Annotated in this window: 18 protein-coding genes and 1 other RNA gene; 11 read left to right on the forward strand and 8 right to left on the reverse strand. The window is 59.0% G+C overall.

The window, feature by feature from the left end; all coding sequences use genetic code 11:
- Positions 1–85: 85 nt before the first annotated feature.
- From MUM_RS0122375 to MUM_RS0122390, 5 genes are all read right to left on the reverse strand, one after another.
- Complete coding sequence (locus MUM_RS0122375; RefSeq protein ID WP_010174284.1) at positions 86–1,342, reverse strand: integrase domain-containing protein; 1,257 nt, start codon at positions 1,340–1,342, stop codon at positions 86–88.
- Positions 1,343–1,529: 187 nt separating this feature from the next.
- Positions 1,530–1,927: a transfer-messenger RNA gene (gene ssrA / locus MUM_RS1000000133470) on the reverse strand.
- Positions 1,928–2,030: 103 nt separating this feature from the next.
- Positions 2,031–2,315: a hypothetical protein gene (locus MUM_RS0122380; RefSeq protein ID WP_008436825.1), complete on the reverse strand. Its 285-nt coding sequence runs from the start codon at positions 2,313–2,315 to the stop codon at positions 2,031–2,033.
- A 186-nt stretch (positions 2,316–2,501) separates the two neighbouring features.
- Positions 2,502–5,312, reverse strand: coding sequence for an FAD-binding and (Fe-S)-binding domain-containing protein (locus MUM_RS0122385; protein ID WP_010174288.1), 2,811 nt, complete (start codon positions 5,310–5,312; stop codon positions 2,502–2,504).
- 70 nt (positions 5,313–5,382) lie between these two features.
- Positions 5,383–7,077, reverse strand: coding sequence for a lactate permease LctP family transporter (locus MUM_RS0122390; protein ID WP_010174290.1), 1,695 nt, complete (start codon positions 7,075–7,077; stop codon positions 5,383–5,385).
- Between the two features lie 261 nt (positions 7,078–7,338).
- On the opposite strand from MUM_RS0122390, the gene MUM_RS0122395 reads away from it, so the two are divergent.
- Positions 7,339–8,106, forward strand: a complete 768-nt coding sequence (locus MUM_RS0122395) for an FCD domain-containing protein (RefSeq protein ID WP_010174292.1) — start codon at positions 7,339–7,341, stop codon at positions 8,104–8,106.
- Positions 8,107–8,161: 55 nt separating this feature from the next.
- On the opposite strand, the gene smpB is transcribed toward MUM_RS0122395, so the two are convergent.
- Positions 8,162–8,644, reverse strand: a complete 483-nt coding sequence (gene smpB / locus MUM_RS0122400) for an SsrA-binding protein SmpB (protein ID WP_003212238.1) — start codon at positions 8,642–8,644, stop codon at positions 8,162–8,164.
- 168 nt (positions 8,645–8,812) lie between these two features.
- Here smpB and MUM_RS0122405 point away from each other — a divergent pair, with 168 nt between their 5' ends.
- A complete protein-coding gene (locus MUM_RS0122405; RefSeq protein ID WP_003212236.1) occupies positions 8,813–9,247 on the forward strand; it encodes a type II toxin-antitoxin system RatA family toxin in 435 nt (144 codons plus the stop codon).
- Positions 9,240–9,554, forward strand: coding sequence for an RnfH family protein (locus tag MUM_RS0122410; protein ID WP_010174295.1), 315 nt, complete (start codon positions 9,240–9,242; stop codon positions 9,552–9,554). The genes MUM_RS0122405 and MUM_RS0122410 overlap by 8 nt, the downstream gene beginning before the upstream one ends.
- 62 nt (positions 9,555–9,616) lie before the next feature.
- Here the strand turns inward: MUM_RS0122410 and MUM_RS0122415 are convergent, their stop codons facing one another.
- The gene (locus MUM_RS0122415; RefSeq protein WP_010174297.1) at positions 9,617–10,144 is read right to left on the reverse strand and encodes an outer membrane protein assembly factor BamE; all 528 of its coding nucleotides are present in this window, start codon (positions 10,142–10,144) and stop codon (positions 9,617–9,619) included.
- A 98-nt stretch (positions 10,145–10,242) separates the two neighbouring features.
- Between MUM_RS0122415 and fur the strand changes: the two genes are divergently transcribed.
- The gene (fur, locus tag MUM_RS0122420) at positions 10,243–10,647 is read left to right on the forward strand and encodes a ferric iron uptake transcriptional regulator (protein ID WP_010174299.1); all 405 of its coding nucleotides are present in this window, start codon (positions 10,243–10,245) and stop codon (positions 10,645–10,647) included.
- A 98-nt stretch (positions 10,648–10,745) separates the two neighbouring features.
- On the opposite strand, the gene recN is transcribed toward fur, so the two are convergent.
- Complete coding sequence (gene recN / locus MUM_RS0122425) at positions 10,746–12,419, reverse strand: DNA repair protein RecN (protein WP_010174302.1); 1,674 nt, start codon at positions 12,417–12,419, stop codon at positions 10,746–10,748.
- A 253-nt stretch (positions 12,420–12,672) separates the two neighbouring features.
- On the opposite strand from recN, the gene grpE reads away from it, so the two are divergent.
- The 7 genes from grpE (at position 12,673) to greA (ending at position 22,706) form a co-directional block, all read left to right on the forward strand.
- Entirely contained in the window at positions 12,673–13,233 is a 561-nt protein-coding gene (gene grpE / locus MUM_RS0122430) for a nucleotide exchange factor GrpE (RefSeq protein WP_003212224.1), read from the forward strand.
- A 102-nt stretch (positions 13,234–13,335) separates the two neighbouring features.
- Complete coding sequence (gene dnaK, locus MUM_RS0122435) at positions 13,336–15,252, forward strand: molecular chaperone DnaK (protein ID WP_003212222.1); 1,917 nt, start codon at positions 13,336–13,338, stop codon at positions 15,250–15,252.
- A gap of 316 nt (positions 15,253–15,568) precedes the next feature.
- A complete protein-coding gene (dnaJ, locus tag MUM_RS0122440) occupies positions 15,569–16,693 on the forward strand; it encodes a molecular chaperone DnaJ (RefSeq protein WP_010174305.1) in 1,125 nt (374 codons plus the stop codon).
- Between the two features lie 10 nt (positions 16,694–16,703).
- A complete protein-coding gene (gene dapB, locus MUM_RS0122445; RefSeq protein WP_010174307.1) occupies positions 16,704–17,510 on the forward strand; it encodes a 4-hydroxy-tetrahydrodipicolinate reductase in 807 nt (268 codons plus the stop codon).
- 259 nt (positions 17,511–17,769) lie between these two features.
- Positions 17,770–18,906, forward strand: coding sequence for a glutamine-hydrolyzing carbamoyl-phosphate synthase small subunit (gene carA, locus MUM_RS0122450; RefSeq protein WP_010174309.1), 1,137 nt, complete (start codon positions 17,770–17,772; stop codon positions 18,904–18,906).
- A gap of 105 nt (positions 18,907–19,011) precedes the next feature.
- Positions 19,012–22,233, forward strand: coding sequence for a carbamoyl-phosphate synthase large subunit (gene carB, locus MUM_RS0122455; RefSeq protein WP_010174311.1), 3,222 nt, complete (start codon positions 19,012–19,014; stop codon positions 22,231–22,233).
- Positions 22,230–22,706, forward strand: a complete 477-nt coding sequence (gene greA, locus MUM_RS0122460) for a transcription elongation factor GreA (RefSeq protein WP_010174313.1) — start codon at positions 22,230–22,232, stop codon at positions 22,704–22,706. The genes carB and greA overlap by 4 nt, the downstream gene beginning before the upstream one ends.
- Positions 22,707–22,725 lie beyond the last annotated feature (19 nt).

Consider the following 22,725-nt stretch of genomic DNA (forward strand, 5'->3'; position numbering starts at 1 on the left):
GTCGCCGGTGTCGCCGCTGTCGCCAAATCAACCATCACTCCATCTGGTGAGTTATTTTCGGTTACCGGCGGCGTCCGGTGAGCGTTCACCGTATCGGCACGACATTGCAGTTCCTGGTGTCATTGATGGCAGCTGCCGAAAGACTGCCCGTTGCTGCTTTTTGGATGTGCTCACTCCACCAAGCCATCATCGGACGCCGACGTTCGATGTAGTCCGCTCGGTTGTAGGCGCTTCGGACTTCGTCCTTGTCGACATGCGCCAGTGCGACCTCTATCAGCTCCGGATCCCAGCCATGTTCGTTCAGGATGGTACTGGCCATGGAGCGCATACCGTGGCTGACCAAGCGGTCCTGAAAGCCCATGCGTTTTAACGCCATGTTGGCAGTCTGGCTATTGGCATGAGTGCGTGGGTTTCTATCTGCGGGGAACACGTATTCCCTGTGGCCGCTGTGGGGCTTGAGCGTCTCCAGTAATGCGAGTGCCTGTTTGGTCAGCGGGATGGCGTGCGGACGGCGCTTTTTCATGCGCTCTGGCGGGATGGTCCAGATGCGTTTGTCGAGGTCGATATCTGCCCATCGGGTTGTGGCTGCTTCGGCGGGACGGGTCATGGTGTGTAACTGCCATTCGATTAAGCAGCGGGTGATCCGTTTGATGCTGGCATTCGCGATTTCCATCATGAGCTCGGACAGCTCCTCTGGTCGTAGCGCGGCCATGTTCTGTTTTTTGGGTTTCTTGAATACCGCGCGAATACCACTGAGGGGATTCGCAAAGATCAGCCCGGAGTTGACCCCGTAGGTCATGATCTCGTTGAGCCGTTGGCTCAATCGCTTCACTGTCTCGAGACTGCCTTTGGCCTCGATTGGGCGAAGCAGTTCGATGACCATCGGTGCGGTAATTTTCGAGAGCGGCGTTGTTTTCAGGTCTGGAAATACGTGCAGCGTGAGCGATCGCCAAATGTCTTCGGCGTACGCCGGCGTGACGGAGTCCTTCTTCAGCTCGAACCAGGCCGAGGCCACGTTTTCGAAGGTGTGCTCCGTCTCCGCTCGTTTGGCTTCGTCCTGTGCATTGCGTTGCACCTTGGGGTCAATGCCTTGTGCAAGCAGCTCGCGCGCTTCAACCACTTTCCTCCTGGCGTTCGCTAGCGAGAGCTCTGGGTACGTGCCAAGCCCCATATTGATACGGTTTTTGGTTACCGGCTCGCGGTAGTTGAAGTTCCACAGCATTGAGCCGTTGCTCCTGACCCGGAGCTGGAGGCCGTCACCATCGCTGAGGACGTAATCCTTGTCTTTTGCCTTGACTGCCTTGAGCTGGCGGTCTGATAGGCGGAGGGCTGGAGCAGGCATGAGAGCTACCTCTGACACCGTTTTGGTATTCCAAAAAATAGCACCGGTGAGCTTGGAATACCATTTGGAATACCCAAACGGCTAGAACTCAAAAAACCTCTGCGGAGCCAAGTAGCGCTGAAACCCTTGATTTCACTCGATTTCAGGCACAAAAAAAGACGTCCGTGGACGTCTTTAGATGATGAAGTGGTGGAGCCGGGGGGATTTGAACCCCCGTCCGCCAGTACTCCGCTGTCGGTACTACATGCTTAGCCGTATCTATTAAGTTAACCCTCAGCGACCCGAAGGGCAGGGTGCTTTGGGCGAGTTGTGTAAGTTTTAGCCGCTTCGTCCACAACGTACTGCACGGCGATTCTGTTCTATATGACAATCACTTTGGGTTTACAGACATCCCCTGGTGATTGCTGGACCCGAAGGTACCAGAAGCTCAGGATCTAAAGCTGCTTACGCAGCGAGAGAGAATTCCTGGCCGTAGGTTTCGTCATTGGCAACTATAAGAAGTTGCAACAGTGGATTTACGAGTTCTGTTACCAACTCGGCATGCACCTAAAGTTTCGCAACCGGCGTCGAATCCTAAACGGCCCCGTGCTTGTAACTCGTTGTTTCTTAGTGAGTGACAAGCCTGTGCAGTGTACGCCAATCGGTCACAGAAGGCCAACCCGAAGGTTGGCCTTGGGCAATCAGCGAGTTACTGATTGCCGCCTTTGTCCGAGTCTTGCAGGCTTTGCAGGGCCTTGGAGGTGATCTCGATGCATTTCTTGTCATCGCCTGCCGCATGGGCCGCTTTGGCTTGGGAAACGGCGGTGTCAATTTCGCCAGATTTGCCGCTGGTGTCGGTGGCGAGCAACGCTTTACCGTTGTTGATTTTGTCCAGGTTGATTTGGCACAGATCGTCTTTTGTTCCGGCTGCAAACGCGGGGGAGGCCAGCATCGCAGCGGTAATGAACAAACCAGCAAGAGCGGAACGCTTCATGGGTATCTCCTTGTGCAAATAGGGCTCGATGCTGCCGGTTTTCCGTGCAGCCAGCGAGGTCACTGATGAGCCTCGTGTGTCGAGGCCTATGCAGATGACTACGCCGGCGCGCAGGGGTTCTGTTTTGTCGCTGGATTAGTCGAAAAACCCCGAAATCATTAGGTTTTGCACCCAAAGAGGGCGGCCCTAGTGGGCGCGCGCCTGGGTTACTCGATCCACCAGGTACACCAGGCCGTGGTAATCAATTCCACCGTGTTGTGTCAGGCCAATCTCACATGTACGGCTAGTGGAGATGCCTTCGCTGCAATATTGCACGGCGTCTTTGAGGCTGCGCAGGGAGTGGGCGTTCAGCTCCGGTGTGGTGAAGCCCTTGTCGCCGGCAAAACCGCAGCAGTGAATGCCTTCGGGGATTACCACGGTTTTGCTGCAACGCCTGGCCAGGTCGATCAGCGCCTGGCTTTCTCCCAGGTGCTGGGTGCTGCAGGTGACGTGCACGGCGATCGGGGCTTCCTGGGGGGTGAACTCGAGGCGGTCCATCAGGTGGGTGCGGATAAAACGCACGGGGTCGTAGAAGTCGAGGCGGGTTTCGGCCAGGTCCTGGACCAGGCGCAGGGTGCACGGGCTGGTGTCGCAGTAGATCGGGTCAAGGCCGCCACGGCTGGCGTGGAGCAGGGCGCCGATCAGTTCCTGGCGTTTGTGTTCGGCTTGCTCGGCGTAGCCTTTGGACGCGAAAGGCTGGCCGCAGCAGAGGTTGTCCTGATTGTCGGGAAAGACGACCTGGTAACCGGCTTTTTCCAGCAGGCCACGGGTTTTGTCGTACAGCGACATCTGTTCCTTGTCACCGGCTGCCGGGCCCATTGCGCGTGATACGCAGGCGGCGAGGTACACCACGCGGGGTCGCTCATCGTTCACGGCGGGGCTGAAGCGAATGGCTTTTTCCGGCTGCGGCATGGCGTTGGTCCACTGGGGGATTTGCCCCTTGGACAGCCGGGTCACCGTGGCCGAGAGCTTCGTCAGTCGCGGCGCGCCCAGCAGCATGCGCGCCCCGTTGGCCACGTGCAGGGTGAAGCGCGCCCCTTGTAAGGCGGTGGCGAAATGCGTCGACAGCCATTCGGCGGTTTTCGTACGGTCGGCGTCGCGGCTGCGCAGCTTTTTCACCAGGTCGCCGGTATTGATTCCTACCGGGCAGCGTTGGGCGCAAAGCCCGGTGGCCGCACAGGTGTCGATGCCTTGGTATTGATAGGCCGCTTCCAGTTCGGTGGTGTCGATACCTGCGCGCTTTTTGGCCTGGATATCGCGCCAGATCACAATGCGCTGGCGTGGGCTCAGGGTCAGCCCCTTCGACGGGCAAACCGGCTCGCAGAAGCCACACTCGATGCACTTATCCACAAGCTCGTCGGCGGCAGGCAGCGGCTTGAGGTGCTTGAGGTGAATTTGCGGGTCCTCGCTGAGCACCACGTCGGGGTTGAGAATGCCGTTGGGGTCGAGCAAGCGCTTGAGTTGCCACATCAGCTGATAGGCATCGCTGCCCCATTCCAGTTCGACGAAGGGCGCCATGTTGCGACCGGTGCCGTGTTCGGCCTTCAGCGAACCGCCAAACTCCACCGCCACCAACTGGGCGACGTCGTCCATGAACGCCTGGTAGCGTGCGACTTCTTGCGCGCTGTTGAAGCCTTGGGTGAACACGAAGTGCAGATTGCCTTCCAGGGCGTGTCCGAAAAGGATGGCTTCGTCGTAGTGATGTTTGTCGAACAACTCGATTAGGCGATTGACGCCGATGGCCAGTTGTTCCACCGGGAAGGTCACGTCTTCGATGATTACGGTGGTGCCGGTTTTGCGCACGGCGCCCACGGCGGGGAAGGTGTCTTTGCGGATTGCCCACAGGCGGGCGTTTTCCACCGGGTCTTCGGTGAAGTCGACTTGTTTCTCTACCGGGAAGCTGGCCAGTGAGGCCATGATCAGCGCCAGTTGCTCATGCAGCAACGAAGGCGAGGCTGCGCGGGATTCGATCAGCAGGGCGCAGGCATTTTCCGATAGCTGTTGTACGAAAGCCGGCATGCCGGGTTTGTCCTGCACCGAACGCATGCTGCGGCGGTCCAGCAGTTCGACCGCTGAAACCGGTTGGGTTTTGAGTACAGTCACGGCGTTGCAGCAGGTTTCCACATCCGGGAACACGATCAGGGCCGAGGCTTTGTTCGGGTGATCGATCACCGTGTCGTAGGTCACTGCGCTGATAAAGCCCAGGGTGCCTTCGGAGCCCACCAGCAGGTGGCTGAGGATATCCAGCGGCTCGTCGAAATCGACCAGGGCGTTGAGTGACAAGCCGGTGGTGTTTTTCAGACGGTATTTGTGGCGGATTTTTGCAGCCAATTCGGCATTTGCCCGCGTCTCGCGACCCAGTGTTGCCAGGCGTTCAAGCAGGTCGCTGTGACGCTGGCGAAAGGCCGAAACGCTGGCCGGGTCTTCTGTGTCCAGGCGGCTGCCGTCGGCCAGTACCAGGCGAATCCCCGCCAGGGTGTGATAAGTGTTCTGGGCCGTGCCACAGCACATGCCGCTGGCATTGTTGGCGACGATGCCGCCGATCTTGCAGGCGTTGATCGATGCCGGATCCGGTCCTATCTTGCGGCCGAAAGGCGCCAGCCAGGCGTTGGCCTGGGCGCCGATCACGCCGGGTTGCAGACGGATTTGCGTGCCCTGGCCGCGAATCTCGCGCCCGTTCCAATTGTCCCCCAACACAATCAATACCGAGTCGCTGATGGCCTGCCCGGAAAGGCTGGTGCCCGCCGCGCGAAAGGTCACCGGGACGCGGTCGCGCTGGGCCAGTTGCAGCAGCGCCACTACTTCATCTTCCGATTCAACGCGGATTACCAACTGTGGGATCAGTCGGTAAAAGCTGGCGTCGGTGCCGAAGGCGAGGGTGGAAAGTGGATCGTCGAAACGACGATCTTTCGGGATCAGTTGTGCGGCGTCGCTCAGAAAAGCAGCAGGCAGGCTCATCGGTCCTCCAGAAATAGCAGACGCCGGAATCGCTGTCCGGCGTCGGTTCTTACCCTATTACACGCAGGACTCAGTGCACCAGCATGCCGGTGAACCAGTAGGCCTGGGCCAAGGTGATCAGCCCGACAATCGTCGCGAAAAACAGGCTGTGCTTGAGGGTGAAGCGGAACAGGTCGGATTCCTTGCCCACCAGGCCAGTGGCGGCGCACGCCACGGCGATCGACTGCGGCGAGATCATCTTGCCGGTTACGCCGCCGCTGGTGTTCGCCGCCACCAGCAAGGTGTCGTTGACGCCGATCTGGTGCGCGGTGGTCGCTTGAAGTGAGCTGAACAGGGCGTTGGATGAGGTGTCGGAGCCGGTCAGAAACACCCCGAGCCAGCCGAGGAATGGCGAGAAGAACGGGAATGCCGCGCCGGTAGCCGCCAGTACCAGGGCCATGGTCGATGACATGCCCGAGTAGTTGGTGACGAAGGCAAAGGCCAGCACCATGCCGATGGACAGGATCGGCCAGCGCAGCTCATAGAAGGTTTCTTTTAAGGTGGTCAGACCAGTTTTGAAGTCGATCTTCAACACCAGCATCGACACCAGGGCGGAGAAGAAAATCGCCGTGCCGGTCGCGGAAATCGGGTCAAGCTTGAACACCGCTGGGATCGCGGTAGGCGCAGCAACGATTGGCGCAACCTTGATCACCAATTGGTCCAGGTGCGGGATCGCGAAATTGAACACCGAGCTGTACATCGCGCCACCCGCGGCGAACATCGCCTTGAAGGGCTTGAGGGTCCAGATGGTGACCAACACTGTCAGGATCAGGAACGGCGACCAGGCCTTGAAAATTTCCCCCAGGCTGTAAGGCGAAGCCAGGGTGTTGCGAGGCAGGCCGAAACCACCGGCGCTGGCAGTGACGGCGGTGCCGGACGTTGCGCCAGCGATTTGCGCATTGGCGCTGCGCTTGGGCTGCCAGACTTTCAGGAACAGGGTCAGGGAAATCAGGCTGGCCAGGGCCGAGGTGATGTCCGGCAGTTCCGGGCCGATGAAGTTCGAGGTGAAGAACTGTGTGACGGCAAAGCTCAGGCCCGCGACCAGTGCGGCTGGCCAGGTTTCTTTGACGCCGCGCAGGCCGTCCATCATGAACACCAGCCAGAACGGCACGAACAAAGACAGCAGCGGCAGTTGGCGCCCGGCCATGGCGCCGATCTTGAATGCGTCGATGCCGGTCACCTGGCCGGCCACGATGATCGGAATCCCGAGTGCGCCGAACGCTACAGGTGCGGTGTTGGCAATCAGGCACAGGCCGGCGGCGTACAGCGGGTTGAAGCCCAGTCCTACCAGCAGTGCAGCAGTAATCGCCACGGGTGCTCCGAAACCGGCGGCCCCTTCGAGGAAGGCGCCGAAGCAGAAGCCGATCAGCAGCACTTGCAGGCGTTGGTCATCGGTAATCGACAGCACAGAGCTGCGGATGATTTCGAACTGGCCGCTCTTGACCGTCAATTTGTAGAGGAATACCGCGGCGACGATGATCCAGGCGATTGGCCACAAACCGTAGGCAAAGCCATAGCCGGCGGCGGCGAGCGCCATGTCGACCGGCATCTGGAAGGCAAAGATCGCCACCAGGATCGACAGTGCCAAGGTGATGCTGCCCGCAACGTGGCCTTTGAGGCGAAACACGGCCAGGGCCAGGAAGAAAAATACGATGGGAATAACGGCGGCCAGTGCGGACAGGCCGAGGCTGCCGAGCGGGCTGTAGAGCTGTTGCCAGGTTTGCATGTGGGGTGGCCCCTAATTGTTGTTGGTCAGGCACTGCTTGGGTGATTTGGATAATTGGTATTACCAATTTACAATCACCGTTGGCTAGGTTAAAAGCCTTCAGGGGGATGTGTCAATTTGCCGCTTGTGAATCTTTGGTCGTAGGTCGGCGTGAGCGGGGTCTGATTGGCTGAAACGAGGGTGTTCTGATAGGTGCCGGATGCGCGGCGATAGGCCAGAATAGGGGCCCCGGCGAGTGGTCGGGATGGTGGAGAGTGAGTTATGGGGTTTGATCAGGTGCGTCAGCGCCGTTTGTCTGACGATATCGTCGAGCAGCTTGAGGGCATGATCCTTGAGGGCACGCTGAAGTCGGGCGAGCGCTTGCCGGCCGAGCGCGCACTGGCCGAGCAGTTCGGGGTGTCGCGTCCGTCGCTGCGTGAGGCGATCCAGAAGCTAGCGGCCAAAGGCTTGCTGGTCAGTCGTCAGGGTGGCGGCAATTATGTGGTGGAGTCGCTGGGTTCAACCTTCAGTGATCCGCTGCTGCATCTGCTGGAAAATAATCCCGAGGCCCAGCGCGACCTTCTGGAGTTTCGCCAGACCCTGGAAGCCTCGTGCGCGTATTACGCTGCCCTGCGCGCCACTGAAGTGGACCGTGAGCGGCTGACCGCCGCTTTCGAAGAATTGCAGGATTGCTACACGCGGTCAGATGAAGTGAGCCGGGCGGAAGAGGGCGCGGCGGATGCGAAGTTTCACCTGGCCATCGCCGAGGCCAGCCATAACGCGGTACTGCTGCACACCATTCGTGGCCTGTTCGACCTGCTCAAGCGCAATGTGGTGACCAACATTGGCGGCATGTATCAGCAGCGTACCGAGACCCGGGACATGCTGATTAATCAGCATCGTGATTTGTACCTGGCGATTATTGAGGGGCGTGCGGAGCAGGCACGGGAAGTCTCAACACGTCACCTGCTGTATGTGCAGGAAGTGCTGGAGGAAGTGCGTCAGGAGGTTCAGCGCATGGCCCGGGCGGAACGGCGCAAGGGGATGTAGCGATGGTTGTGGCTGAGGGAGTGGGCTCCCTCGGCCACATCAAGTCACAAGAAAGTCAGTCTTCCTTGCCCTTGTTGCGCACGGCACGCTGCAATTCCCGGTTGGAATCGCGTTCGCGCTCGGTGTCACGCTTGTCGTATTCCTTCTTGCCCTTGCCCAGCGCGATCTCGCACTTGACCAGGTGCTTGCTCCAGTACCACGACAGGCAGACACAGGCGTAGCCCTTTTGCTGCACGGCGGCGTGGAGCTTTTCCAGTTCGCGGGCATTGAGCAGCAGCTTGCGCGTACGTACCGGGTCGGCGATCACGTGGGTGCTGGCGGTCATCAGCGGCGTGATATGACTGCCGAGCAGCCATGCCTCACCGTCTTTGAGCAGCACGTAACTGTCGACCAGTTGCAGCTTGCTGGCACGCAGACTTTTTACTTCCCAGCCGGCCAGGACCAGACCAGCCTCGAACCGATGTTCGATGAAGTAATCGTGTCGCGCCTTTTTATTTTGCGCGATGGTCCCTGTTGGGTGTTTCTTTTGTTTAGCCATAGGGGCGGCATTATAGGGAGTTGCGAGCGCGTCGGCTACGGTCAACCTGCGTGCTTGAGCGTGTTGAGTGAATCCCGGACAATGCAGGCTGATTTTTGATTTTTTTCTTTCGCGAATCCTGTTGCCCTTTCGCGATGTTTGCCGCTCAGCTGTGGAAATAACGCTCACATGACGACGCATATTCAACGTTCGGCCCTGCTGCCTTACCCGGCACAGGCGCTCTATGACCTGGTCAACGACGTGGCGCGTTACCCGGAGTTCCTGCCTTGGTGTTCAACTGCCGAGGTGTTGGAGAGCAGTGATGAGCACATGGTCGCCAGCGTAGGAGTCGCGAAGGGCGGCTTGAGCCAGCACTTTGTCACGCGCAACACGCTGGTGCCCGGGCAGTCCATCGAGATGAACCTCGAAGAAGGCCCGTTCACTCAGTTGCACGGTGTGTGGGTGTTCAAGGCGTTGAACGAGAAGGCGTGCAAGATCAGCCTGGACCTGTCGTTCGATTATGCGGGCCCTATCGTGCGTGCCACCTTGGGCCCGCTGTTCAATCAAGCGGCCAATACCCTGGTGGACGCGTTCTGCCAACGCGCCAAGCAAATGCATGGCTGAGCCATTGGTTGAGATTGAGGTGGTGTACGCCGCGGTGGATCGTCAGGTGCTGATGAGTCTGGCAGTAGCGCCGGGCTCAAGCCTGCGGGCGGCAGTGTTGGGCTCGGGAATGGCTGCGCAGTTTCCGGAACTGGACCTGCAGAGTTGTCCCTTGGGGATCTTCGGCAAAGTGGTTGCGGATGCGGATGTTCGTGCTGTGCGCGCCGGAGACCGAATCGAGATCTATCGGCCATTGCTGGCCGATCCGATGGAGATACGGCGCTTGCGTGCGGCCAAGGCTGCCAAGGCAAAACAGCAGAGTTCTTAGCTTGCGAAATGGCAGGCAACAAAAAGCCCGGCATGCCGGGCTTTTTATCGAGCGTTACAAACTTATTGCGGGCTGGCGTCCAGAGGTTCTGGAGTCGGCACCGGAACGGTTTGTACGCCGTCGACGCCTTTCTGGATCTGATCGAGCAACGAGCCAGGCTTGGCCGGTACTTCGGACTGGGGCTTCTCCTCGTTCTGCGCGGGCGCAGGCGTGGTGGTGCCGCTGTCCTTGCCCAGCAAGGCTTCATCGCGGCTTACGCCCGGTTTGAAGTCCCCCGACAGGCTGACGAGCTGGTCATTGCCATTGAAGATGACGCTGACCCGCTCCTGCTGACGTTCACCGCCACCAGGTTGGATGCTATAGAGATAATCCCAGCGATCGGCATGGAATGTGTCGGTCAGCAGGGGATTGCCCATGATAAACCGTACTTGCCGTCGGGTCATTCCCGGGCGTAACTGGTCTATCATGTCCTGCGTGACGACATTGCCCTGCTGGATGTCGATTTTGTAAACCCCGGGGAATGAACAACCGGCGAGTGCGAGCAGTCCCACAAAGGTGAAACTGGTTAGCAAGAGCTTGGTGTTTTGCATCGGTGGGCGACTTCCACTATCTTGGCTGGGACAACGTAAACGCCGATCATACCCGTATTAAGAGAAGCTGCGAAGCAGCATCCGCGAGAAAGCTAACCATGGTTGAAAATAGCGAACTACGCAAAGCCGGTCTTAAAGTGACTCTGCCACGAGTCAAGATTCTACAAATGCTCGATTCTGCTGAGCAGCGCCACATGAGTGCCGAGGATGTATACAAGGCACTGATGGAGTCTAACGAGGACGTCGGCCTGGCCACGGTTTACCGTGTACTGACCCAGTTTGAAGCAGCAGGACTGGTGGTTCGTCATAATTTCGACGGCGGTCATGCAGTCTTCGAACTGGCCGACAGCGGCCACCACGACCACATGGTCGATGTGGAAACTGGCGAAGTGGTCGAGTTCGTCAGCCCGGAAATCGAGAAGCTCCAGAAGGCGATCGCCGAAGAGCACGGAGTCGAATTGGTGGATCACAATTTGGTTCTGTACATACGTAAGAAAAAGTAAGAAAGCTACGCAGATTCGCTCTGCGAAACGATCGAAGGCGACCCTAGGGTCGCCTTCGTGCTTTCTATAGGAAGAAAAGGGTCAGTAAGCCGAGCTTTTCAGACCTTCGCGGTCACCACCATTTTCTTCGCGTGAGCCAGGGATTCCTTGGTCAGGTCGATGCCTCCCAGCATCCGCGCCACTTCTTCTACCCGTTCGGTCTTGTTCAGCTTGGACACCGCAGTATGGGTCGCATCACTGCCCCGCACCTTGTGCACGAACAAGTGTTGATGCCCTTGGGCGGCCACTTGTGGCAAATGGGTGACGGTGAGCACTTGGCCGCGATCGCCCAGCCGGCGCAACAGTTGGCCAACGATCTCGGCAGTCGGGCCACCGATGCCGACGTCTACTTCATCGAATACCAGCGTTGGCACACGGGAGGTCTGCGCGGTGATCACCTGGATCGCGAGGCTGATCCGTGACAGCTCGCCACCGGACGCTACTTTAGCCAATGCCTTGAGGGGTTGGCCCGGGTTCGCACTGACCAGCAGTTCTACCTGTTCAAGGCCGTTGGGCAGCAGCTCGTTGCTGGTGTTGGTGTGCAGCTCGATGGTGAAGCGCCCGCCGGGCATGCCCAGGCGCTGGATTTCCTGTTCCACTGCGCTGGCCAGGCCGGTTGCTGCCTGATGGCGCAGGTCGCTCAGCTCCCGGGCCTTCTCCTGATAATGGCGAGCAAAGGAGGCCAGCTCTTCACCCAGTCGCTCGATGGATTCATCGTTCGCGTTCAGGGTTTCGATCTCATCCAGCAGCTTTTGCTGCAGGGTCGCGACTTCGGTCGGCTGGATCCGGTGTTTGCGCGCCAGGGTGTAGATGGTGTCCAGGCGCTCTTCTATATCTTGCAGGCGAGCCGGGTCGGCATCGAAGTGATCAAGAAAACGGTTCAGCTCGCCCACGGCTTCTTCCACCTGGATTTGCGCGCTGGTCAGCAGCGTAGTGGCTTCATTCAGCGAGCCTGAGGCGTTATTCACGCTGGACAGTCGGTTCAGGCTCGCAGTCAGGGCATTGAGCACATTCCCGGAATCACTTTCGCTGCACTGTTCCACCACTTGCCGGCAGATACCCAGCAGGGTCTCGGCGTTGGTCAGGTTCTTGTGTTCCTGTTCCAGTTGCTCCAGTTCGGTCTCGCCGAGCCCCAGGCTTTCGAGTTCTTCCAGTTGATAGCTGAGCAACTGGTGGCGGGCGCGCTGCTCGTCGCCGGAATTTGAGAGGCGCTCCAGTTCCTGACGCGTTTGGCGCCAGCGCTGGGCGGCCAATTGCACCTGGCGCGCCAGGTCGGTGGCACCCGCGTATTCGTCGAGCAGCCGGCGATGGGTGTCGGTTTTCAGCAGGGATTGGTGTTCATGCTGGCTGTGGATGTCGATCAGCAGCTCGCCCAGGGCTTTCAGATCACCGAGCGGGCAGGGCGTACCGTTTATATAGCCGCGGGAGCGCCCCTCGGCAGTGATCACCCGGCGCAGGATGCACGGCCCGTCATTATTCAGGTCGCGCTCGGCAAGCCAGGCTTCGGCTTCCGGGATGTCAGCCAGGTCAAAGGTGGCGAGGATGTCGGCCTTGTCGGCGCCGGGGCGAACCACGCCGCTGTCGGCGCGGTCACCGAGGGTCAGCCCCAGGGCGTCGAGCATGATCGACTTGCCGGCGCCGGTTTCGCCTGTGATTACGCTCATCCCGCGATCCAGTTCAAGATCCAGGTGTTCAACGATGGCGTAGTTATGTACGGACAGGTGCACCAGCATGACGGCCGCTCCCAGGCTTTAGGTCTGGTTATTTATACAGTGTTTTGTTTGGGGGTGACAATCCTGATGCTTAGTCCGATTTGCTTGAATGGATGTCTTTTTAAGTGCGACGAGGAATGACCGGCAGGAATTGATCCAGGACAAGTGAAAGACTTTTGGTAACGCCTCAACCCTTGAACCTGAAAATTGTGGCCCCATATACCGGAACAGAAGCGCGAGTCGAGTTCGCGCATGATTTTGAAAGGAGAAATCTATGGCTGACGAACAGACGCAGGATACGCAAAATCCAGACGCCAATCAGGCAGCAGGTGAAGACCTGGCCGCTCGTGTGCAAGTGCTCGAAGAGCAATTGGCCGGCGCACAGGATCAATCGTTGCGTGTTGCCGCCGATCTGCAGAACGTCCGCCGCCGCGCCGAGCAGGATGTAGAAAAAGCTCACAAATTCGCCCTGGAAAAATTTGCCGGTGATCTGTTGCCGATCATCGACAGCCTGGAGCGTGGCCTTGAGCTGTCCAACCCGGACGACGAAAACATCCGCCCAATGCGCGAAGGGATCGAACTGACCCTGAAAATGTTCCAGGACACCCTGAAACGTTATCAGCTGGAAGCCATCGATCCGCAAGGCGGTGAGCCGTTCAATGCCGAACATCACCAGGCGATGGCGATGCAGGAAAACGCTGATCTTGAGCCGAACAGCGTATTGAAGGTGTTCCAGAAGGGTTACCAGCTCAACGGTCGCCTTCTGCGCCCGGCAATGGTTGTGGTGAGCAAGGCTCCTGCACCGGTTGCACCTTCGATTGATGAGCAGGCTTGAAATAAGTCGTAACGGCCCCATCTATAAGTCAAGCGTTTAAGTACTGCCGCAGTTAGCCACCACTGCTGCGGCAACAAAATCTAAGTTTCGGGAGAGTAAATCATGGGCAAAATTATCGGTATCGACCTGGGGACTACCAACTCCTGCGTCTCCGTGCTGGAAAACGGCGTATCCAAAGTTATTGAAAACGCCGAAGGCGCACGTACCACCCCGTCCATCGTGGCCTATGCCAACGACGGCGAAATCCTGGTGGGCCAGTCCGCCAAGCGTCAAGCTGTGACCAATCCGCATAACACCCTGTACGCGGTGAAGCGTCTGATCGGTCGTAAGTTCGACGAAGAAGTCGTACAGAAAGACATCAAGATGGTCCCGTACAAAATCGCCAAGGCTGACAACGGTGACGCCTGGGTTGAAGTGAACGGCCAGAAAATGTCGCCGCCACAAATCTCGGCTGAAATCTTGAAAAAGATGAAGAAAACCGCCGAAGACTACCTCGGTGAAGCAGTGACTGAAGCGGTGATCACCGTTCCGGCCTACTTCAACGACAGCCAGCGCCAGGCGACCAAAGACGCCGGCCGTATTGCTGGCCTGGACGTAAAACGTATCATCAACGAACCAACCGCAGCCGCTCTGGCCTACGGTATGGACAAGGCCAAGGGCGACCACACCGTGATCGTCTACGACCTGGGTGGCGGTACCTTCGACGTTTCCGTGATCGAAATCGCTGAAGTCGATGGCGAGCACCAGTTCGAAGTGTTGGCCACCAACGGTGATACGTTCCTGGGCGGTGAAGACTTTGACATTCGTCTGATCGACTACCTCGTTGACGAATTCAAGAAAGAAAGCGGCATGAACCTCAAAGGTGACCCGCTGGCCATGCAGCGCCTGAAAGAAGCCGCTGAGAAAGCCAAGATCGAACTGTCTTCGAGCAATTCGACCGACGTGAACCTGCCGTACATCACTGCAGACGCTACCGGTCCTAAGCACTTGAACGTGAAAATCTCCCGCGCCAAGCTGGAAGCGCTGGTAGAAGACCTGGTTCAACGTACCATCGAGCCTTGCCGCATTGCGCTGAAAGACTCGGGTATCGACGTTGGCGCGATCAACGACGTGATCCTGGTAGGCGGTCAGACCCGTATGCCACTGGTTCAGAAGCTGGTTACCGAGTTCTTCGGTAAAGAAGCGCGTAAAGACGTGAACCCGGACGAAGCAGTTGCCATGGGTGCTGCCATCCAGGGCGCGGTATTGGCCGGCGACGTGAAAGACGTTCTGCTGCTGGACGTAAGCCCGCTGACCCTGGGTATCGAAACCATGGGCGGCGTGATGACCGCGCTGATCGAGAAAAACACCACGATTCCTACCAAGAAATCGCAAGTGTTCTCGACTGCCGACGACAATCAGGGCGCCGTGACCATTCACGTGCTGCAAGGTGAGCGTAAGCAAGCGGGTCAGAACAAGTCCCTGGGCAAGTTCGACCTGGCCGAGATTCCACCAGCACCACGTGGCGTGCCACAAATTGAAGTGACCTTCGACATCGACGCCAACGGCATTCTGCACGTAGGCGCCAAAGACAAGGCCACTGGCAAGACTCAGTCGATCGTGATCAAGGCTAACTCGGGTCTGTCCGAGGAAGAAATCCAGCAGATGATCCGTGATGCTGAAGCCAACGCCGACGAAGACCGCAAGTTCGAAGAGCTGGCCGCAGCCCGCAACCAAGGCGACGCGCTGGTTCACTCGACTCGCAAAATGATCGCTGACGCTGGCGACAAAGTGACTGCCGAAGAGAAAACTGCAATCGAAGCCGCAGTAGTTGCCCTGGAGGCCGCCGTTAAAGGTGACGACAAGGCCGCTATCGAAGCCAAGGTTGAAGAGCTGTCGAAAGTCTCTGCGCCAGTCGCTCAGAAAATGTACGCCGAACAAGGCCAGCCGGCTGACGGTGCTGCACACCAGGCAGAACCTGAAGCCAAGCACGACGATGTTGTCGATGCCGAGTTCGAAGAAGTTAAAGACCAGAAGTAACTTGGTCGCCCGGTTGACCGCTCACAAGCGGTGACTGGTAGGATGTCGCCGCGCGGGAGCTTGCTCCCGCGTTGGCGTGTCTGGGGTACGCGAATTTTTACAGCATGCGACAACGCTCGGATGCTGGCGGTGTGATCGGGAATGCTCCTGCTTTCCGGACGACATTCACCGCGTTTTTGGCCGGTTGCCGGCTGAAAGCAGTAACGACCAGGATCGTTGAATTGACGTGAGTTGGGTCCGGGCCTGTATTGGGGCTCAACGAGTTTGGCAAGGCTCAGGAGGGTTTTGCCGGACGTCCTTAAGAGTGCAAAGACTTATGGCAAAGCGTGACTATTACGAAGTGTTGGGTGTGGAGCGCGGCTCCAGCGAGGCGGACCTGAAAAAGGCTTACCGTCGCCTGGCAATGAAGCACCACCCGGACCGTAATCCGGATAACAAAGAATCCGAAGACCTGTTCAAAGAGGCCAACGAGGCCTACGAATGCCTGTGTGATCCAAACAAGCGAGCCGCTTACGATCAGTACGGCCATGCCGGCGTCGACCCGAGCATGGGTGGCGGCGGTGCCGGTTTTGGTGGCCAGAACTTCTCCGATATTTTCGGTGACGTGTTCAGCGACTTCTTTGGCGGCGGCCGCGGTGGTCAGCGTGGCGGTGCCCAGCGTGGCAGCGACCTGCGCTATACCCTGGAGCTGAACCTGGAAGAAGCGGTGCGCGGCACCAGCGTTAATATCCGGGTTCCGACGCTGGTCAACTGCAAGCCGTGCGACGGTTCGGGCGCCAAGAAAGGCTCCTCGCCGATCACTTGCCCGACGTGCGGCGGTATCGGCCAGGTGCGCATGCAGCAAGGCTTCTTCTCGGTGCAGCAAACCTGCCCGCGTTGCCATGGCCAGGGCAAGATCATTTCCGACCCGTGCGACTCGTGCCATGGCGAAGGGCGTGTCGAAGAGTACAAGACCCTCTCGGTGAAAGTGCCGGCGGGTGTTGATACCGGTGACCGTATTCGTCTGTCGGGCGAAGGCGAGGCGGGCACTCAGGGTGGCCCGACGGGCGACCTGTACGTGGTGATCAATGTGCGTGAGCACTCGATCTTCCAGCGCGACGGAAAGCATCTGTTCTGTGAAGTGCCGATCAGCTTTGTTGATGCGGCCTTGGGTGGCGAGCTTGAAATCCCGACGCTCGACGGCCGGGTCAAGCTGAAGATTCCTGAGGGCACGCAGACCGGCAAGCAGTTCCGTATCCGTGGCAAAGGCGTTGCGCCGGTGCGCGGTGGCGGTGCTGGCGACTTGATGTGCCGTGTGGCGGTAGAGACGCCGGTGAACCTGGGGCGTCGTCAGCGCGAACTGTTGGAAGAGTTCCGCAGTTCCCTGGCGGGCGACGACACTCATTCGCCCAAAACCACTGGCTGGTTCGAAGGCGTGAAGCGCTTCTTCGGCGACCTGTAAGGAATTGAGTATGCGACGTATCGCGGTGATGGGCGCTGCCGGGCGCATGGGCAAGACCCTGGTCGAGGCCGTACAGGCGCGCTCGCCGGCGTCCGGGCTGACAGCGGCGATTGTTCGTCCCGGCAGCACCTTGATTGGTGCAGATGCGGGTGAGTTGGCGTCCCTGGGGCGGATCGGTGTTTCGTTGTGCGGCAACCTGGAGCAGGTCGCCGACGAGTTCGACGTGCTGATCGACTTTACCCTGCCGGAAGTGATGCTGAAGAATCTGGCGTTCTGCCGCAAGGCGGGCAAGGCCATGGTGATCGGTACGACCGGCCTGAATGCCGAGCAGAAGCAACTGCTGGTGGAGGCGGGCAAGGACATTCCTATCGTGTTCGCGGCCAACTTCAGTGTCGGCGTCAACCTGTCGCTGAAGCTGCTCGACATGGCGGCGCGGGTGATGGGTGATGAGGCTGACATCGAGATCATCGAGACTCATCACCGGCACAAGATCGATGCGCCGTCGGGTACGGCGTTGCGCATGGGCGAGGCGATTGCCGATGCCCTTGGGCGGGATCTGTCGAAGGTCGCGGTGTATGGTCGTGAAGGCCACACTGGCGCTCGTGCTCACGACACCATCGGCTTTGCCACTGTTCGCGGCGGTGACGTGGTGGGCGACCACACGGTGCTGTTCGCAACCGAGGGCGAGCGTCTTGAGATTACTCACAAGGCGTCGAGCCGCATGACATTCGCCAAGGGTGCCGTACGTGCGGCCCTTTGGCTGGAGGGTCGTACGCCGGCCCTTTACGACATGCGTGACGTGCTGGATCTGCATTAAGAAGTAGCTAAAACGGGGCCTCAGGACTATTCTAGGGCCCCGTTTTTACCCGCTAGGCGACGTCCTGTCGCATTCCCCTGCCTTTAAGGCTCATTAGCGGTGGACCAAAAAAGCCTTTTTCTGTAAGCTACAGCTTTAGTGTGTCCACTAAAAGCGCGCAGAATAATTCGGTGAAGAAGCGGGGTGACGTGTCCATACGTCACTCCGCTTTTTTACAACCTGCGATCGCCCTTTCAGGCTTTATTTACGGGAGGTCTTCTTGACTAAGCCAGCCATACTCGCCCTTGCTGATGGCAGCATTTTTCGCGGCGAAGCCATTGGAGCCGACGGTCAGACCGTTGGAGAGGTGGTGTTCAACACCGCCATGACCGGCTATCAGGAAATCCTTACCGATCCTTCCTACGCCCAACAGATCGTTACCCTGACCTATCCGCACATCGGTAACACCGGTACTACACCGGAAGACGCCGAGTCTGATCGTGTCTGGTCGGCGGGTCTGGTAATTCGTGACCTGCCACTGGTTGCGAGCAACTGGCGTAACACGATGTCCCTGTCCGATTACCTGAAAGCCAACAACGTTGTGGCGATCGCCGGTATCGATACGCGTCGCCTGACACGCATCCTGCGTGAAAAAGGTTCGCAGAACGGCTGCATCATGGCCGGTGACAACATCTCCGAAGAAGCGGCGATTGCAGCGGCCCAAGGTTTCCCTGGCCTGAAAGGCATGGACCTGGCGAAAGTCGTCAGCACCAAGGAACAGTACGAGTGGCGCTCCACTGTCTGGGACTTGAAGACCGACAGCCACGCGACTATCGAAGCTTCCGAGTTGCCTTACCACGTCGTGGCCTACGACTACGGTATCAAGCACAACATCCTGCGCATGCTGGTCGAGCGCGGTTGCCGCGTGACCGTGGTGCCTGCGCAAGCCCCGGCCAGCGATGTGCTGGCCCTGCAGCCGGATGGCGTGTTCCTGTCCAACGGCCCGGGTGACCCTGAGCCTTGCGACTACGCCATCAAGGCGATCAAGGAAGTGCTGGAAACCGAGATCCCGGTATTCGGCATCTGCCTCGGCCACCAACTGTTGGCCCTGGCCTCCGGCGCCAAGACCCTGAAAATGGGTCACGGCCACCACGGTGCCAACCACCCTGTGCAGGATCTGGACACTGGCGTCGTAATGATCACCAGCCAGAACCACGGTTTTGCGGTGGATGAAGCGACTCTGCCGGGCAACGTCCGGGCGATTCACAAGTCGCTGTTCGACGGTTCCCTGCAAGGCATCGAGCGCACCGACAAGAGCGCGTTCAGCTTCCAGGGCCACCCTGAAGCAAGCCCGGGCCCGAACGACGTAGCGCCGCTGTTCGACCGTTTCATCAATGAGATGGCCAAGCGACGCTAACTGAGCGGCCTGAGGGTGGCCCGGGAAACCGGCGGCCCCCTCAGGCTCTTCAAAGATTGTTCAAGACGGCTTGCCGACTGACCTGCGGATTTGAGTGACAAACCCATGCCAAAACGTACAGACATAAAAAGCATCCTGATTCTCGGCGCTGGCCCGATCGTGATCGGCCAGGCCTGCGAATTCGACTACTCCGGCGCCCAGGCCTGCAAAGCCCTGCGCGAAGAGGGCTACCGCGTCATCCTGGTGAACTCCAACCCGGCCACCATCATGACCGACCCGGACATGGCCGACGCCACCTACATCGAGCCGATCAAGTGGCAGACCGTTGCCAAGATCATCGAGAAAGAGCGTCCGGACGCGCTGCTGCCAACCATGGGTGGCCAGACCGCCCTGAACTGCGCACTGGACCTGGAGCGCGAAGGCGTCCTGGAGAAGTTCGGCGTAGAGATGATCGGCGCCAATGCCGACACCATCGACAAGGCTGAAGACCGCTCGCGTTTCGACAAGGCGATGAAATCCATCGGCCTTGACTGCCCGCGCTCGGGTATCGCCCACAGCATGGAAGAGGCCAATGCGGTCCTGGAACGTCTGGGCTTCCCGTGCATCATCCGTCCGTCCTTCACCATGGGCGGCACCGGCGGCGGTATCGCTTACAACCGTGAAGAGTTCGAAGAAATCTGCGCCCGCGGCCTGGACCTGTCTCCGACCAAAGAGCTGCTGATCGACGAATCCCTGATCGGCTGGAAAGAATATGAGATGGAGGTTGTCCGCGATAAGAAGGACAACTGCATCATCGTTTGCTCCATCGAAAACTTTGACCCGATGGGCGTGCACACCGGTGACTCGATCACCGTTGCGCCTGCACAGACCCTGACGGACAAGGAATACCAGATCATGCGTAACGCCTCTTTGGCGGTGCTGCGTGAGATCGGCGTGGAAACCGGTGGCTCCAACGTCCAGTTCGGCATCTGCCCGGACACTGGCCGCATGGTTGTGATCGAGATGAACCCGCGTGTATCGCGTTCTTCGGCGCTGGCATCGAAAGCTACCGGCTTCCCGATTGCGCGCATCGCTGCCAAGCTGGCGATCGGTTACACACTGGACGAGCTGCAGAACGAAATCACTGGCGGCGCAACACCTGCATCCTTCGAGCCGTCGATCGACTACGTCGTCACCAAGCTGCCACGCTTTGCTTTCGAGAAATTCCCGAAAGCCGACGCCCGCCTGACCACGCAGATGAAGTCGGTCGGTGAAGTCATGGCCATCGGCCGGACCTTCCAGGAGTCCTTGCAGAAAGCCCTGCGTGGCCTGGAAGTAGGTGTTTGCGGCCTGGACGAGAAGCTCGACCTGAGCAACCCGGAAAGCATGAGCGTGCTCAAGCGCGAGCTGACCGTGCCGGGTGCCGAGCGTATCTGGTACGTGGCCGATGCTTTCCGCGCCGGCATGACCGTCGAAGACATCTTCGGCATGAACATGATCGACCCGTGGTTCCTGGTGCAGATCGAAGATCTGATCAAGGAAGAAGAGAAGGTCAAGACCCTGGGTCTGTCCTCTATCGATCGCGACCTGATGTTCCGCCTCAAGCGCAAAGGCTTCTCCGACATGCGCCTGGCCAAGCTGCTGGGTGTGACCGAGAAGAACCTGCGCACGCATCGCCACAAGCTGGATATCTTCCCGGTCTACAAGCGCGTTGATACCTGCGCGGCCGAGTTCGCCACCGACACCGCGTATATGTACTCCACCTACGAGGAAGAGTGCGAAGCCGCGCCGTCGGGCCGCGACAAAATCATGATCCTGGGTGGCGGTCCAAACCGTATCGGCCAAGGCATCGAGTTCGATTATTGCTGCGTACACGCCGCTCTCGCCCTGCGCGAAGACGGGTACGAGACCATCATGGTCAACTGCAACCCGGAAACTGTTTCCACCGACTACGACACGTCCGACCGTCTGTACTTCGAGCCGGTAACGCTGGAAGACGTACTGGAAATCTGTCGCGTCGAGAAGCCAAAAGGCGTGATCGTCCAGTACGGCGGCCAAACCCCGTTGAAACTGGCTCGCGCACTCGAAGCTGCTGGCGTGCCGATCATCGGTACCAGCCCTGACGCTATCGACCGTGCCGAAGACCGTGAGCGCTTCCAGCAGATGGTTGAGCGCCTGAACCTGCGTCAGCCGCCAAACGCCACCGTGCGCAGCGAAGACGAAGCGATCCGCGCAGCCAGCAAGATTGGTTACCCGCTGGTGGTGCGTCCGTCCTACGTATTGGGCGGCCGGGCGATGGAAATCGTCTACGAAGAAGAAGAGCTCAAGCGTTACCTGCGTGACGCGGTGAAAGTGTCCAACGACAGCCCGGTGCTGCTGGACCACTTCCTCAACTGCGCCATCGAGATGGACGTGGATGCGGTCTGCGACGGCACCGACGTCGTGATCGGCGCGATCATGCAGCACATCGAACAGGCTGGCGTTCACTCCGGTGACTCCGCTTGCTCGCTGCCGCCTTACTCGCTGCCGGCGCACATCCAGGACGAGATGCGCGAACAGGTCAAGAAAATGGCCCTGGAACTGGGTGTGGTAGGCCTGATGAACGTACAGTTGGCGCTGCAAGGCGAAGACATCTACGTCATCGAGGTCAACCCGCGCGCTTCGCGTACCGTGCCATTTGTTTCCAAGTGCATCGGTGTTTCCCTGGCGATGATTGCCGCTCGTGTGATGGCCGGTAAGACCCTGAAGGAAATCGGCTTCACCAAGGAAATCATTCCGAACTTCTACAGTGTGAAAGAGGCGGTGTTCCCATTCGCCAAATTCCCTGGCGTGGACCCGATCCTGGGCCCAGAGATGAAGTCCACTGGTGAAGTGATGGGCGTGGGCGATACCTTCGGTGAAGCGTTCGCCAAGGCCCAGATGGGCGCCAGCGAAGTGCTGCCGACCGGCGGTACTGCGTTCATCAGCGTGCGTGATGATGACAAGCCACTGGTTGCAGGCGTGGCCCGTGATCTGATCAACTTGGGCTTCGAAGTCGTGGCTACTGCCGGGACCGCCAAGCTGATCGAGGCTGCCGGCCTGAAAGTACGTCGCGTGAACAAGGTGACGGAAGGCCGTCCGCACGTGGTCGACATGATCAAGAATGACGAAGTCACCCTGATCATCAACACCACCGAAGGTCGCCAGTCGATCGCGGACTCCTACTCCATTCGTCGTAACGCCTTGCAGCACAAGATCTACTGCACCACCACCATTGCTGCTGGCGAAGCTATCTGCGAAGCGCTCAAGTTCGGTCCTGAAAAAACCGTACGCCGCTTGCAGGATCTACACGCAGGATTGAAGGCATGATCAAATACCCAATGACCGTCCAGGGCGCAAAAGCCCTGGAAGAAGAGCACGCCCACCTGACCAAGGTCGTCCGTCCGAAGCTGAGCCAGGACATCGGTACGGCCCGGGAATTGGGTGACCTGAAGGAAAACGCCGAATACCATGCTGCCCGCGAGCAGCAAGGTATGGTCGAGGCGCGGATCCGTGATATCGAAGGCCGCCTGCAGAACTCGGTGGTTATCGACGTCACCACCATCCCGAAGACTGGCAAGGTGATTTTCGGCACCACCGTGGAAATCGCCAACGTCGAGACTGACGAAAGCGTGGTTTACCACATCGTGGGTGAGGACGAGGCCGACTTCAAACTCGGCAAGATCTCTGTCGGTTCGCCGCTGGCCCGCGCCTTGATTGCCAAGGAAGAGGGCGATGTGGTGGCCGTCAAGACGCCTGGTGGCGTGATCGAGTACGAGATTGTCGAAGTTCGTCACATCTGAAAGACGGCGCCCGCTTCAT

The sequence above is a fragment of the Pseudomonas sp. PAMC 25886 genome, from assembly GCF_000242655.1.
Lineage (GTDB): Bacteria > Pseudomonadota > Gammaproteobacteria > Pseudomonadales > Pseudomonadaceae > Aquipseudomonas.

Excerpts from the sequence above, each read along its gene's own strand:
- MUM_RS0122375 (WP_010174284.1), bottom strand. The coding sequence starts at position 1,342 with ATGCCTGCTCCAGCCCTCCGCCTATCAGACCGCCAGCTCAAGGCAGTC.
- MUM_RS0122380 (WP_008436825.1), bottom strand. The coding sequence starts at position 2,315 with ATGAAGCGTTCCGCTCTTGCTGGTTTGTTCATTACCGCTGCGATGCTG.
- MUM_RS0122385 (WP_010174288.1), bottom strand. The coding sequence starts at position 5,312 with ATGAGCCTGCCTGCTGCTTTTCTGAGCGACGCCGCACAACTGATCCCG.
- MUM_RS0122390 (WP_010174290.1), bottom strand. The coding sequence starts at position 7,077 with ATGCAAACCTGGCAACAGCTCTACAGCCCGCTCGGCAGCCTCGGCCTG.
- MUM_RS0122395 (WP_010174292.1), top strand. The coding sequence starts at position 7,339 with ATGGGGTTTGATCAGGTGCGTCAGCGCCGTTTGTCTGACGATATCGTC.
- smpB (WP_003212238.1), bottom strand. The coding sequence starts at position 8,644 with ATGGCTAAACAAAAGAAACACCCAACAGGGACCATCGCGCAAAATAAA.
- MUM_RS0122405 (WP_003212236.1), top strand. The coding sequence starts at position 8,813 with ATGACGACGCATATTCAACGTTCGGCCCTGCTGCCTTACCCGGCACAG.
- MUM_RS0122410 (WP_010174295.1), top strand. The coding sequence starts at position 9,240 with ATGGCTGAGCCATTGGTTGAGATTGAGGTGGTGTACGCCGCGGTGGAT.
- MUM_RS0122415 (WP_010174297.1), bottom strand. The coding sequence starts at position 10,144 with ATGCAAAACACCAAGCTCTTGCTAACCAGTTTCACCTTTGTGGGACTG.
- fur (WP_010174299.1), top strand. The coding sequence starts at position 10,243 with ATGGTTGAAAATAGCGAACTACGCAAAGCCGGTCTTAAAGTGACTCTG.
- recN (WP_010174302.1), bottom strand. The coding sequence starts at position 12,419 with ATGCTGGTGCACCTGTCCGTACATAACTACGCCATCGTTGAACACCTG.
- grpE (WP_003212224.1), top strand. The coding sequence starts at position 12,673 with ATGGCTGACGAACAGACGCAGGATACGCAAAATCCAGACGCCAATCAG.
- dnaK (WP_003212222.1), top strand. The coding sequence starts at position 13,336 with ATGGGCAAAATTATCGGTATCGACCTGGGGACTACCAACTCCTGCGTC.
- dnaJ (WP_010174305.1), top strand. The coding sequence starts at position 15,569 with ATGGCAAAGCGTGACTATTACGAAGTGTTGGGTGTGGAGCGCGGCTCC.
- dapB (WP_010174307.1), top strand. The coding sequence starts at position 16,704 with ATGCGACGTATCGCGGTGATGGGCGCTGCCGGGCGCATGGGCAAGACC.
- carB (WP_010174311.1), top strand. The coding sequence starts at position 19,012 with ATGCCAAAACGTACAGACATAAAAAGCATCCTGATTCTCGGCGCTGGC.
- greA (WP_010174313.1), top strand. The coding sequence starts at position 22,230 with ATGATCAAATACCCAATGACCGTCCAGGGCGCAAAAGCCCTGGAAGAA.